At 35.1% G+C, this 14869-nt stretch carries 9 protein-coding genes; 6 read left to right on the forward strand and 3 right to left on the reverse strand.

The genetic code is table 11. The features are described from left to right. Window position 1 precedes the first annotated feature (1 nt). The 6 genes from FN795_RS19765 (at window position 2) to FN795_RS19790 (ending at window position 8717) form a co-directional block, all read left to right on the forward strand. The gene (locus FN795_RS19765; RefSeq protein ID WP_142452214.1) at window positions 2–1351 is read left to right on the forward strand and encodes a glycoside hydrolase family 88/105 protein; all 1350 of its coding nucleotides are present in this window, start codon (window positions 2–4) and stop codon (window positions 1349–1351) included. A gap of 123 nt (window positions 1352–1474) precedes the next feature. Next, the gene (locus FN795_RS19770) at window positions 1475–2809 is read left to right on the forward strand and encodes a hypothetical protein (RefSeq protein WP_142452215.1); all 1335 of its coding nucleotides are present in this window, start codon (window positions 1475–1477) and stop codon (window positions 2807–2809) included. A 122-nt stretch (window positions 2810–2931) separates the two neighbouring features. Next, window positions 2932–4266, forward strand: coding sequence for a family 43 glycosylhydrolase (locus tag FN795_RS19775; protein WP_244290010.1), 1335 nt, complete (start codon window positions 2932–2934; stop codon window positions 4264–4266). A gap of 19 nt (window positions 4267–4285) precedes the next feature. Next, window positions 4286–5614, forward strand: coding sequence for a rhamnogalacturonidase (locus FN795_RS19780; protein WP_142452217.1), 1329 nt, complete (start codon window positions 4286–4288; stop codon window positions 5612–5614). Window positions 5615–5875: 261 nt separating this feature from the next. Next, window positions 5876–8317, forward strand: a complete 2442-nt coding sequence (locus FN795_RS19785) for a glycosyl hydrolase 115 family protein (protein ID WP_142452218.1) — start codon at window positions 5876–5878, stop codon at window positions 8315–8317. 223 nt (window positions 8318–8540) lie between these two features. Further along, window positions 8541–8717: a histone H1 gene (locus tag FN795_RS19790; protein ID WP_026729959.1), complete on the forward strand. Its 177-nt coding sequence runs from the start codon at window positions 8541–8543 to the stop codon at window positions 8715–8717. 125 nt (window positions 8718–8842) lie between these two features. Here the strand turns inward: FN795_RS19790 and FN795_RS19795 are convergent, their stop codons facing one another. From FN795_RS19795 to FN795_RS19805, 3 genes are all read right to left on the reverse strand, one after another. After that, window positions 8843–10351, reverse strand: a complete 1509-nt coding sequence (locus FN795_RS19795) for a rhamnogalacturonan acetylesterase (protein WP_142452219.1) — start codon at window positions 10349–10351, stop codon at window positions 8843–8845. A gap of 229 nt (window positions 10352–10580) precedes the next feature. Then, entirely contained in the window at window positions 10581–13445 is a 2865-nt protein-coding gene (locus tag FN795_RS19800; protein WP_142452220.1) for a glycoside hydrolase family 2 TIM barrel-domain containing protein, read from the reverse strand. A gap of 21 nt (window positions 13446–13466) precedes the next feature. Next, window positions 13467–14843, reverse strand: a complete 1377-nt coding sequence (locus FN795_RS19805; protein ID WP_142452221.1) for a rhamnogalacturonan acetylesterase — start codon at window positions 14841–14843, stop codon at window positions 13467–13469. Window positions 14844–14869: the final 26 nt, after the last annotated feature.

Here is a 14869-nt window from a genome sequence, read left to right on the forward strand (position 1 = left end):
TATGAACTATAAATCAACCATTTTAGCAATGTTCGTCTTTGCATCAATTACAAATGCGAACGCACAAAAAACAGATGCAACAGCGCCATTACATCTAATACAACCTGATTATCCAACGCCATATGTTATTCCACAAAAGGAAAATATAAAAGCGGTTTTGGACAGAGTTTATAATTTCTTAGATAAAAATTCGGCTTCAAAAATTGTCGATGCTAATACTAAAACTGTTGTTACAGATTATAAAAAAGGCAATCAGGATATTGTTTTTGAGCCGGGCGCTTTCAGATTAACTAGTTATGAATGGGGTGTGACGTATGCCGGAATGCTTTTGGCCTCAAAAGCAACTGGTGAAAAATATTATGCTGATTACTCCAATAAAAGAATACAGCTGATTGCAGATATTGCCGAAAATTACAACGAAAAAAACATCAAGGATAAAGACATGCTGAAAACGCTTCATCCTGAAGCATTAGATTTTGCCGGTGCGCTTTGTGCAGCTTTTATTAAAGCCAAAAAAGACGGTTTAAAAGCCAATATTGATCCTTTGGTAAACAACTACATCGACTTTATCAGCAATAAACAATTCCGTTTAAAAGATGGGACTCTGGCAAGAAACAGACCACAGGATAATACACTTTGGTTGGATGATATGTTTATGAGTGTACCTGCTTTGGCACAAATGGGAAGTTATACCGGAAACACAAAATATTATGACGATGCCGTAAAACAAGTAAATCAGTTTTCTGAAAGAATGTTTAACAGCCAAAAAGGAATTTATATGCACGGCTGGGTAGAATCAATGACGGTTCATCCTCAGTTTCATTGGGCGAGAGCAAACGGCTGGGCAGTAATGACAATGGTAGAATTGTTAGAAGTTCTTCCAAAAAATCATCCGGGTTATAATCAAGTTTTAACTCAATTGCAAAAGCACATTGCAGGATTGGTTCAATATCAAGACGGAACTGGTTTTTGGCATCAATTGTTAGACAGAAATGATTCTTATTTAGAAACTTCGGCAACTGCTATTTATGCGTATTCAATTGCCAGAGCTATAAATCGCGGTTATGTTGATAAAATGACCTATGCACCAGCAGTTTTATTAGCTTGGAATGCAGTCGCTACAAAAGTAAATGACAAAGGTCAAGTCGAAGGAACTTGCGTAGGAACCGGAATGGGATTTGATCCTGCATTTTATTACTATCGCCCTGTAAATGTTTTTGCTGCTCACGGTTATGGTCCGGTTTTATTGGCTGGAGCCGAAGTGATTATGCTTTTGAAAGACAGTCAATTTCAAATAAACGACAGTTCAATTCAATTGAAAATCGAAGGGAAAGATAATTTGCATAAATAAGTTTAGGAGTTATTAATTATGAGTTATGAGTTTTGAATGCACTTGTAACGCTCTATTTGTCAGGATGACAAAAAATAAAAACTTCGCGTCTTAGTGCCTTAGCGGCAAAACATACATCATTATATGAAATCAACAATAAATATATTTTTCTTATTACTCGGCACAATTGCTTTTGCCCAGATAGGAAAACGATTTCCATCAGAAAAAAAGATAATTAAAGATCCTGTGACAGGAATTGATTTAATCTTTTTAACTACAAAATCTGCTGGAGATTCTAAAACATATCCAACGCATCCACAATGGACTTCCGATGGCGAATGGCTTATCTTCAGAACTAAAAGAGCTAATGGAGAAGCAATGGCGGTCAACGAAAAATCAGGTGTAATGGTTCAGGTTACCGAAGGCGGCTATACGGGAACGTTATGTATGGCACAAAAATCAATGAAATTGTATTTTATGCGCAAAGGCGAAGGTGAGAAAATGCAGATTATGGAAGTAAATCTCGAAGCCGTTTTTGCAGATAGTGAAAAAGGAAAAATGAAACCAATCTCGGCTTATGAACGCATTTGCGGAACTACAAATCCAGAAATGGGCGCTTCGGGAGATATGGCTTTGGATGCTGATGAAGACCGCGTTTATTTTAGAATTGGAAAAGAAGAAGCGGCTCGTCATTTGGATCCAAATATTAAAATTGAAAAGAGTTTTGGGCCAAGAAATATGGGCGCAGGACCTGGCGGAATCAGTAGTATGAATATTAAAACTGGTGAAATTAAGCATGTAGTTTCAGTACCTTTTCAAGTTGGACATATTCAATCGAATATTTGGAATCCGGGTGAATTGGTTTTTTGCTGGGAAACTGGAGGGAAATCTCCACAACGTACATGGACAGTAATGGCAGACGGATCAGGTTTGAGACCTTTGTATCCCGAATCTGATTTTGAATGGGTGACACATGAAGTTGTAATTTCTAAAGATGAGGTGGCGATGGCAATTATGGGACATCGAAAAATTGATATTCAGAAAGAAGCTCCCGTTGAAATTACAACAAGTACAGAAGTCAGAAATCCTCAAAATCCTGGTCAGGAAAGCAATTGGGGAAATTCTGGAACACGTGAAAAACCTACAGGTTTAGCAATTGTAAATTTAAGAACCCGCGAAATGATTATTGCCGGACAAACTAAAAGCGGTAGCGGTTTATGGCATGTTCACGGTTCGTCTGACGGAAGATGGGCTGTTGGCGATGATTTCTCAAGAAGTTTATATTTAATTGACAGAAAAACAAATGAAATGATGATGCTGACAACCGGACATAAAGAAACGGCAGCTGATCATGTTCATCCAACTTTCAACAGAGACGGAACAAAAATTGAAATTCAATCGGCCATGCTTTCAGAAGATAATAGAACGTTGAATATCTGTATTGTAAATGTTCCGAAAGAATGGCTGAAAAGGAAGTGATTAGTAAAAAGTGAAAAGTAATTAGTAAAATGTTTAAAAAGAATTATCTGGTTTTGTGTCGCTTAATTTTTATTCTTTTTATTAGCAATGTGGCAATTTCTTTTGCGCAAGAATCAGGAAAAATGGATGCGATTTATTCTGGAGTTCCTTGGCTTGACCAAAACAGAAATATTGTAAGCGCGCACGGAGCCAATATTATAAAAGAAAAAGATACTTTTTATTTGTTTGGAGAAGCCCATAGCGATACCAGCAATGCATTTGCAGGATTTAATTGTTATTCTTCAAAAGATCTTTATAATTGGAAATTTGAAAAAGTAGCGCTTCCGTTGCAGGAATCTGGAAAATTGGGGCCAAATCGTGTTGGTGAACGAGTAAAAGTGATGAAATGCCCAAAAACCAATGAATTTGTAATGTACATGCACGCCGATACTTTAACGTATAAAGATCAGTTTGTGGGTTATGCTGTTTCAAAAAATATTGAAGGACCATATACTTTTAAAGGACCACTTTTATTGGATGGAAAACCAATCAAAAAATGGGATATGGGAACTTTTCAGGATACTGATAATTCGGGATATATTTTAGTTCACGGCGGTGAAATTTACAAATTAAATGATGATTATAAATCGGTTACCGAAAAAGTAAATGAAAATATAACGACAGGTTTTGAGTCGCCAACAATGCTGAAAAAAGATAATATGTATTACTTTATCGGTTCGCATTTAACGAGTTGGGAGAAAAATGACAATTATTATTACACCTCAAATTCACTAAAAGGCCCTTGGGAATTTCAAGGTTTAATTGCACCAAAAGAAACGCTTACGTGGAATTCGCAATCGACTTTTGTTTTGCCAATTCAAGGTTCAAAAGAAACGACATACATGTTCATGGGCGATCGTTGGTCGTTTCCGAAACAGGCTTCATCAGCAACTTATGTTTGGCAACCTTTAACAATTTCAGGAAAATCGCTTTCAATTCCGGTGTATCAGGAAGCTTGGAAAATAGATGTTTCTACAGGAATTATTTCTATTTCGGATAAGAAAGATCAGATTATCAACAACAGAAACAAACAAATTCGATATAAAGGAAATTGGAAATATGTAACCAATGGAAATATGGTTTATGAAAGTGAATCAGATGATAAAGATGCTTCATTTTCGATAAAGTTTAAAGGTCAACAAATAGGTTTGACGAGTTTTGTTGGTACAGAAAATGGTTATGCAAAAGTTGTTTTAACCGACAAAAAAGGAAATACAATACTTACAGCAATTATTGATATGTACAGTAAATATTCAGATTTGATGCAAGTTTTTAAATCTCCAATTTTAAAAAAAGGCACTTATAAATTGACTGTTTCGGTTACAGGAGAAAGACCAAATTGGTCAGATAAGAGAAAATCAAATTACGGAAGTACAGGATATAATATTTCGGTTACTCAGATTGAAATTAGAAAATAAAGAAATAAAAATAGATACAATGAAAAAGTTTTTCACTTTGGTTTTATGTGTTTTGGGAATTTCCCAAAGTGCATTTTCGCAGAAATACAGCAACGATAAATTTCCTGACGGAACCGAAATTACATCTTGGTTTAAAGATTATAAAAAGCTTCAATTAAAAGATTTAGGAAAAAAATATACCATAACTGATTTTGGGGTAAGTAAAGACAGCACAAAAGTTCAGACTGTTGCAATTCAGAAAGTGATTGATAAAGCTGCAGCAAATGGTGGAGGAGTAATTGTAATTCCGAAAGGTGTTTTCCTGAGTGGTGCTTTATTTTTTAAGCCAAAAACAGCTTTGTATATAAGCGAAGGTGGAGTTTTAAAAGGTTCTGATGATATTGCAAATTATCCAATTATGCCATCAAGAATGGAAGGTCAGAACCTAGATTATTTCCCAGCTTTAGTAAATGCTTATGGCGTTGATAATTTTTCGATTTCGGGAAAAGGAACAATCAACGGAAATGGAAGAAAATATTGGGATGCTTTCTGGGCGCGCCGAAAAGAAAACCCGAAATGTACTAATCTTGAAGTTTCAAGACCGCGATTGGTTTTTGTATGGAATTCAAACAATGTGCAATTTCAGGACGTAATATTCATTAATTCAGGTTTTTGGACGAATCATTTTTACAAATGCAATAACATAAAAATACTGGATGCTTATATTTTTTCTCCGCATCAAAAAGGCGATGCTCCAAGTACAGATGCAATTGATCTTGATATTTGTAGCAACGTTTTGATAAAAGGATCTAATATGTCTGTAAATGACGATGCCATTGCGCTAAAAGGAGGTAAAGGGCCTTATGCAGACCAAGATAAAAACAATGGAGCAAACACCAATATTATTATTGAAGACTGTAAATTCGGATATTGTCATTCGGCGTTGACAAACGGAAGCGAGGCGATTCATAACCGAAACATTATTATGCGTAATTGCGAAGTTGATGGACCGTCAATATTGCTGCATCTTAAAATGAGACCTGATACACCGCAGCTTTACGAATACATAAGACTTGAAGACATTAAAGGGCAAACCAAAAACGGTCTGGCTATTTTAGCATGGAAACAGTTTTTTGATTTGAAAGGTCGTCCGGATGTTCCATTATCGTATGGAGATAACGTTACTCTAAAAAATATTGATCTTAAATGCGAAATGTTTTATAAAGTAGAAAACGACCCAAATGTGCGTTTGTCAAATTTCACTTTCGAAAACTTAAATATTGAATCTGCTAAAGCTGATATTGATAAAAGTTTGATAAAAGGAGTGTCTTTTAAAAATGTTTATGTGAATAAGAAGGTTTTGGAATAGGTTCAAAGTTTCAGAGTTGCAAAGGTTCAAAGGTTCAAAGGTTTTTGTAGAGGCGCACAGCAGTGTGTCTAACACAAAGTAACCATAAAGTTTGTCATTCCGAGGAACGAGGAATCTCCACAAGTAGCTCTACAAAGATTGTTGATTTAGATTGCGGAGTTTCTTGGGGAGATTCCTCGTTCCTCGGAATGACAAAACTCCATAAACCCGTTCAATCAGTAAAATCCGTGGCCCAAAAAACACCAATAATATAATCCGAAAATGAAAAAAATACTGCTATTAATTTTCTCGATTTTATCCATAAATGTTTTCTGTCAAAGCAAAAACACAAGTGATTTTGTAATCGCAGATTCAAATCACGCAGTAAACATTTTCATCGATAAAAATACAGATCCTTTAATTCTCTGGGCAGTAAATGAACTAGCAGATGATATTAGAGAATTAACCGGAAGACGACCAGAAATACTTCAGACAAATTCATTTTCTAAAAACGGAATTTATATTGGAGAAGTTTCAGATAAACTTTTTAATTCGCTTAAAGATAAAAAAGAATTGTCTGGCCAATGGGAGAAATTTTTGATTCAAAAAGAAAATAATAATCTTGTAATCGCTGGCTCTGATGTTCGCGGAACCGTTTATGCGATTTTTGAAGTATCGGAACGTCTAGGAATTTCTCCATGGAAATGGTGGGGAGATGTTCATCCAATAAAACAAGAAAAACTCGTTTTAAAACTTTCACAACAAAAAATAATTTCATCGCCTTCGGTACAATATCGAGGCATTTTTTTGAATGATGAAGATTGGGCATTACAACCTTGGGCAGCCAAAACTTTTGAACCAGAAACGGGAGATATTGGTCCAAAAACGTACGAAAAAATCTTTCAATTATTGTTACGTTTAAAAGCCAATACGATTTGGCCAGCGATGCATCCGTCAACAAAAGGATTTTTTACCATTGCAGGAAATAAGGAAATGGCGCAAAAATATCATATCGTAATTGGTTCATCGCATGCTGAACCCATGCTTCGAAATAATGTCGACGAATGGAAAACAAAAATCTACGGAGATTACAATTATTTTACGAATAAAACTCAGGTAGATAAATATTGGCAAGATCGATTAGATGAATTAAAATCGGCGCAAAATGAAACGATTATGACGCTTGGAATGCGAGGCGTTCATGACAGTAAAATGGAAGGTGCAAAGGATTTGAACGAATCGATTTCGATGGTGGAAAAAATTATTGTCAATCAGCGTGATATGCTTTCTAATACTTTCAAAAAGCCTTTAAAAGACATTCCGCAAGCTTTTGTTCCATATAAAGAAGTTTTAGAATTATACGATAACGGACTCAAAGTTCCGAGTGATATTACGTTAGTCTGGCCTGATGATAATTACGGCTACATTCGCCGTTTGAGCAATGAAGAAGAGCAAAAAAGAGCAGGAGGAAGCGGTGTATATTATCACATCAGTTATTGGGGAAGACCGCACGATTATCTTTGGCTGAGTACGATGCAACCTGGTCTGATTTGGTACGAAATGAATAAAGCGTATGAAAACGGTGCAAAAAAAATGTGGATTGTAAATGTTGGAGATATAAAGCCTGCCGAATATGACACGGAACTTTTCCTAGATATGGCTTGGAACATCAATTCTATTAAATCGGACGGACTTAATCAATATTTGAAGAATTGGGCTTCAAGAGAATTTTCGCCTAAAATCAGTTTTGAAGTAAGCACTATTTTTGAGGAATATTATCGTTTGGCTTTTCTTAGAAAACCAGAATATATGGGCTGGAGCCAAACCGAACCGACAACACAAGTAAAATTATCCGATTTTTCAGAAAAGGAAATTTGGAACAGAATAAAAGCTTATGATAAACTTATTGAAAAAGTAGACAGTCTTTCTGAATTTATTCCGCAAGAGCGAAAAAATGCTTGGTTTCAATTGGCTGTTTATCCTGTAAAAGGAGCCGCTTACATGAATCATAAGTTCTTATATTGGAATTTGGCAGCAATTGCTTCAGATGAAAAGGAAAAGGCAAAATACGAACTTTTAGCTTCAGAATCTTTCCATAAAATTGAAGCACTTACAGATTTTTACAATACTAAATTAAGTGACGGAAAATGGAATAAAATGATGTCGATGCATCCTAGAAATCTTCCTGTTTTTGATTCGGTTAAAAAGCCTGAATCAATTGTAAAAGTGCAAAAGGAAAAAGGAAATAGAATTGCGATTCAGGCCAATAATTTTGTTTCTCAAAAGAGTTTTAAAAATTACAATTGGAAAACAATCAACGGATTAGGATATAGTAATAACGCTATAACTTTATTTCCCTTGAAACAACAGTATTTCAAAACAGAAAAACCTTTTGTAATTTATGAATTTGAAATTAAGACTGCTGGAGAATATGAAATAGAAGTTCGTTTGCTGCCAACACACGCTAACAATTTTGATCATGAAATTGGTGTTCAATTGGATAAAAATGTCTTACAAAATTTTAAAACAAATACGAGAGACAGAGATAAAATCTGGAAAGAAAATGTTTTACGAAACAGCGCCATTGTAAAAATTCCTGCATCGAATTTAGAGAAGGGAAAACACACAATCAAAGTTGAGGTGAATCAGACAGGCATTGTGCTAGATCAATTGGTAGTTTATCCGTCAAGCGAAGGAAGTTCCTACGAAATACCATTAAAATAAGCATTAAATGATGATTATGAAGCAGTAAGAGTTGACAAAAGGAGAAAAAAAATAAAAAAAATAATTTTTTAAATTTTTGTAATCTGTTGATATAGAGATTTAAAGAAAACAGGTTAAATAATTATTAACTCAAATAGCCAAAACAGTTATAATTTTAACATTAAACGTGCGTTATAGTTCCAGCAAACTTTTATTTTTGCGCCTTAATTTAACAAGTATAAGCATGAAAGATCTATTAGTAAAAATCAACGCCGAAATTGACACATTTAAAGCAGAAGCTGAATCTTTAACTGAAAAAGGTATTAAAGCTGCTGGACCAAGAGCTAGAAAAGCTACTTTAGAAATTGAAAAACTTTTGAAAGAGTTCAGAAAAGTTTCTATCGAAGAATCAAAAAAATAATACACTTCGTATTTCAAAACAAAAACCTCGTTTAAGTAATTTAAACGAGGTTTTTTAATTTTAGTCGAAAGTCGAAAGTCAAAAGTCAAAAACGAAATTTACAATTCACCATTATCAATTATCAATTATTTCGAAATCTCAATATAGTCTTTCAGATTACAGTCTTTCAATTTTTTAAGGCTTTCTGCAACTGAGAGTGCATTAAATGCTGCGCCTTCAGCTCCTGTATGCGTATGATCTTTTGGGAAAAAAGCTTTTACTTTTTCTTTTCCTAATGCTTCATATTTTAAAGCCACAATATCATTTAAATCGATAAAAGGAACATTTTCTTTATCTGCAGCTATTTTTGACCAATTTACATACGTATCCGTTCTGCGTTCTGCTTTTTCATTTGGCCATTCGTTTCTTGGCGTCAAGCTTATAACTATCGGAATAGCGCCTTTTTCTTTGGCTTCTCTGATGAATTTCTCCATATACCACCCAAAAGTATGTACGATTTCTTTTGAGCCGTTTGGACGCGTTACTTCTTGCGTTTCGTCTCCATTTCCTTTCAATGAACCTCTGAATTTTTCTTTGTCAATATCGCCCGCATCATTATGTCCAAACTGGATAATTACAAAATTCCCTGGTTGTAATTGATTTTTTACTTCGTCCCAAAGGCCTTCGTAGACAAAAGTTCTGGTGCTTCTTCCACCTCTGGCTTTATTGATTACTTCAACTCTCGTTGTGTCACAATATTGAGGGAATGGAACTCCCCAGCCAACTGCATCAGGATTATTGTTGTTATTGGCCATTGTTGAATCGCCTATTAAAAATAATTTTTTCTTTGGCGGAAGCACAATTTTTGGATTTGGCAAAATGTAGTTTTTTAAAGAATTTTTGCTCGCCTTCAATTCATTGATAATAACAGAAGCAGAAAGCACTGCGCCTTTAGCTGAGGTATGTGTATGATCTTTTTTATAGAAATAAGTTCCGGTTACTTTTGCTTCGCCGAATTTCTCCATTTCCACAGCCATTTTTTCATTCAAATTGATGAAAGTAACTTTTTCTTTTTCAGCAATTTGTTTCGCCCATAAACCGTAAGATTTGTCGTTTCTCGGAACTTTTCCTTCCTTCCAATCATTCCTTGGAATTGGTGAACAAATAATCGGAATTGCTCCTTTTGATTTTGCTTCGCGAACTACTTTCTGAATATACCAGCCGTAGCTATGAACCGTTTCGTGTTTTTTGGTAATTAAATTGTCAATTTCCTGTGATTCATTTCCAATTCCTTTAAAAGTACCACGCGCACGAATAGTGTCGTTAATTGGTCCGTCGTCATTGTGTCCAAACTGAATCAACACATAATCACCTTTTTTAAGTTTGTTCAAAACTTCAATCCATAAACCTTTGTCCTGAAAAGTTCTGCTGCTGGTGCCGCCCAAAGCATGATTTTCGATATTGACTTTTGTAGTATCTAAAAACTGACCAATATAATCTCCCCAGCCCCAAAGCCCACCTGCGCCGTCGCCTTTGCCGTTTTTTACGGTTGAATCACCAACCATGTAAACGGTTGGTTTATTGTTTTTGGTGGATGTAAAATTGAAAAATAAAACTGCTAAAAGTAAAGCAGAGAGTATTTTAATTGATTTCATAATTTGTGAAATGTAAAATGTGAAATGTCAAACGAGGTTTTTCTTAAAGTTTTTTTCGTCTAGTTTGTCATTTCGACGAAGGAGAAATCACACACGCAACTAGACAAAGATTGACGATTTTGATTGTAGAGCTTCTAGTGTGATTTCTCCTTCGTCGAAATGACAACTTTGTGTTTTAGGCAAAGATTAAAACATGAAACTTGAAACAAAGAAAACTTGAAACAAAAATTTAATTTCTAAAATCAAACCACAAATTCATCTTAATTCCGTCGTCACCGCTTTTAATTCTGATGTTTGTTGGCTGGCTTTGTGGTCCTTGTTGTTCTAAAGGTTTGAAATCTCTCATCGCTGGAATTTCATACATAAACGAAATATCGCCTTCTGGAAATGCTGGTTGTGGATTACTTCCAGGGAAACCATTTTTAGGTAAATCAGGTGTAAACAATCTTAAGAATAAATTATCAGATTCACTGAAAACTTTAAACGATGAAGCGCCTGCTTTCAAATTTGCTCCTAATAAATTCGCATGATAACCTTTAAATTCTGGATAAACTAAGTTTTCAAAACTTTCTCCCGTAATTGTATTGTTATAATCTTTCTCCCAAATTCCATAAGTTGTTCCTTTAATTCTGTTTTTCCAAACGTGGTAAGGACCTCTTCCAAACCATTTGATTCCAGTCACTTCTTTTTCAGGAAAACTGAAAGTAATTCCGAAAGAGTTGATTTTATCTTCAAAGAAAGCGCCGTCAAAACCATCAAAACCGCTTGGTGCTTTTTCGTTTTTAAGAACCACCATTTCCATTTTAAATCTTCCGTCTGGTTCCATAGTCCATTTGATAGAAGAAATCCCACCAACGTATGAAACCGTACAAACTGCCTTATCGCCTTCCTGGGAAACCTGAATATCTTTTAATTTCGCTTTCATTCCAATTGGGCGCGGGCCATTTGTTAATGGAATTGTTGAAGTTGCATTTTTAACCGATGTAATTTCTCCATTTTCCGAATTCAAAACAACTGTAACATCGCCACCTTTTAAAGTAACATCACTTGCTGTTTTTATTACAGATGTTTTTGCTTTTGTATTTTGAACCGCTAAAAATTTATTAGCATAAAATAAAGCTTTGTGAATAGGCCAAGTCCAAGTATAAATTTCTTTTCCAAATTGATCATAAGCCGAAATCGATAAAACATCACCTTCAGCAAAATTACTCGGAACAGCAAACTGAATTTTGCGTGTTTCTCCCGGATCAATACTCGGAATCTTGATTTTTCCTCCGCTTATTTCTTTGGCAGTTCCAGTCGTATAAAGCACATTTTTATCGGATTGTAATACTTTGAATTCCATTTTGCAGGTATTCAAATTACTGAAAAGATAGTCGTTTTTGATTAAGAACGAACCATCAAAACCTTCAGTGACTTGTTTTGGCTGAAACTGAATTGGCGCCCAAACTTCTTTTACCGTATAATAACTTCCTTCTCTTTCACGATGTGGACCTAAAATTCCGTCTGCAGCTAAAGAACCTTTTGAATCAAATTTCGCATCACCTTTCCAATCAGAGCGAAAAACGGCTTCATCCAACATCGCCCACATAAATCCTCCTGCAAAAAGCGGACTTTCTTTGTAACGGTTCCAGAAATCTTCCAGCGCTGCGCCATGTCCGTTATCATATGTTCCGTGCATAAATTCGGTTGGGAAAAATACATTTTCGCCAGCATTAAAACGATGCATTCCCGTTAAGTAAGTCGGGTAGTGGTGTGTGTCCCAGCCATTAAAATCGGCCCAAGGATGAATCACAATTCTTTTTTGAGGATCAAGATCTGCAAAGACTTTATCAGTATCATAATTCCATCCGCCTTCGTTTCCGTTATCCCAAATAATTACTGAAGCATGGTTGACATCGCGAGTAATCATTTCTGTCGCTAATTTTTTCCCAGTTTCAGTATCATAAGAATTTTGCCATCCTGCTAATTCGTTCAAAACAAAAAGACCAAGCGAATCACAAACCTCTAAAAAGTGCGTGTCCGGTGGATAATGCCCACGAACGGCATTCATATTCATGTCTTTGATTAATTTTCCGTCCAGTTCGCTGATGCGTTTGCTGGTGCTTCTTCCGCCTTCTGGCCAAAACGAGTGACGGTTAATTCCTTTCATAATGATTTTGGTACCATTAAGATAAATTCCGTCTTGTTTTTTAAACTCTAAAGTTCTGAAACCGATTCGTTTGTCATATTGATGAACTGCAGTTCCGTTTTGTTTTAAAACCAATTGTAATTCATATAAATTTGGATTTTCAGGATTCCAAGGCTTTATGTTTTTCCATTGTGCAGCAATAGTTTCTTTTGTAGATTTCGCTTTAAGCGGAAAAGTAAAAGTCTGGAAACTTTCTCCGTTTAAACCTTTTAAAGTCGCTTCTAAAGTGGCGTTTTTAGAAACATTTTTAAGATTGACATCAACTGTAATTGAACCATCCATTTTCGGATTTACAGCAATATTTTCAATATGTGTTTTTGGTGAAACTTCTAACCAAACCGGACGATAGATTCCGCCAAACAACCACCAATCCGCTCTTCTTTCTGCCGCATTTACGGATTTATTTGCTGATTGTTTCCAAACATGAACTTCTAAAGTATTTTTTGAACCGTATTTTAAAAGAGATGAAATATCATATTTAAACTCATAAAAACCACCTTGATGAATCGCTCCGGCCAGTTTTCCGTTTACTTTTACTTCAGTATCCGTCATTGCACCGCCAAAAGCGATTAAAACATCTTTGCCTTTATAATCTGCTGGAACTTCAAATTCATATTTGTATAAACCTTCTTCTTTGCTTGGCTCTTTTTGGTTCAATTCTTTGTACCAACGTCCGTATGTATATTCGCCAAAACCTTCCAATTCCCATTGTGACGGAACATTTATTTTTGACCATGTTTTGCTGTTGTTTCCATCGGTACAATAAAAATCCCATTGCACAGGATGTTCAAAATCTTTTCCTGAAAGATACACTTTATCGGTTTGTTGAGCATTGCTATTTTGGGTCAGAAAAAGCGAAAATGCAAGAATGGAGAGATTTTGGATAGTGTTTTTTAGTAGCATAGTAAAGTGATTCTTTGATGGTTAATTGCCATCTGGTTTAACAATTTCAAATCGGACGCTCATTGGCAAAGTCCAGCTTGAAATGAAATTTGGTTTCTTCGGATTGTAATTTGGTGTTTCTTTTTTGATGTGTTTGTTTAAAGGAAGATCAAGTTCACGAATTCCCTTTAAAACGCAAAGGGCAATTTCGTTGGCTCCAAATCCATTAAAATGAGTATTGTCATCCAATGCTTTTTCCTGCCCAGGAAAAGTATTGGCAGGATATTGTACAAAAGCTTTTCTTGAAGGTTCGTCGCCCCAAGCTTCGTACAATTCGGTTGTCATTTTTGTAACATCAATTAAGGCGATATTGTTTTTTTGTGCAACTGCTCGCATAGCAGCAGGAAATTCACCATGTGTTTCTTTTAAAGTTCCATTTTCATTGAAAAAACGGCGTTGTGTTGGCGTCACCAAAACTGGAATCGCGCCTTTTTCTTTAGCCGAATTTACAAACTCAGCCAATAAAGTCGAATAAGATCCAAAAGCGCCATTGCCTTCGCCTTTTATTTTTTCATCATTATGTCCAAATTCTACAAATAAATAATCTCCTTTTTTGATTTCAGAAAGTATTTTTTTCAAACGATTTGCTCCTTTGAATGAACTTAAAGATGAACCCGAATAAGCATAATTGGCTACTACAATATTTTGATCAAAATAATTGGTAATGAATTGCCCCCAAGACGCCCAAGGTTCAACATCTTGATCTGTAACAGTTGAATCTCCTGCAAGATAAACAACAGTTAAATTGTCTTTTCTAGTTATTTTAATACTTTGAATCGACGCTTCGCCAAGAAATTCAAGCGTAAGTTTATGATCCCAGTTTAAAATTTCTTTTTCACGATCTTTTAAGCTGATATTGGTTTGATCGTCAATTTTGATATTTCGGACATTTACATTAAAAGTATGTGTTACTTTTTGTCCTTTTTTCGCAACAAATTCATTCAGCATTAATCGTCTTGATTCTGCTTTTATGGTCACTTTTGAATCTTTTTCGTTACTTCCTATAGTAACTTCGACTTGATAATTTCCTTCAGGAACAGCAACTGAAAAGTAAGCTGGTTTTGTAACCGAGAAAGAATTAGCATTGATTTTTACATTCGAAGCCGAATTAAAATCAAATCCATAACCTTTTGTATCTGTATAAAATAATGCATTGTTTATTAAAGTATTCTTTTTGTTTTTTACCGAATTTCCAAAAACAAAAAGCTGTGATTTTGTTTTATCATTTACGCTGTCATTTTTATTTTCTGAAGAAGAATAAACAGCATTTTTGACAAGCAAATTAGAATGCATAGCAAAGAACTGATTCGGCATTGCCAAACAAATAACCATCGATAAGAAAGTACTGATTTTTACCAATTTTTTGAGATTTTAATTTTTTTATT

The sequence above is a fragment of the Flavobacterium resistens genome, assembly GCF_900182645.1.
Lineage (GTDB): Bacteria > Bacteroidota > Bacteroidia > Flavobacteriales > Flavobacteriaceae > Flavobacterium > Flavobacterium resistens.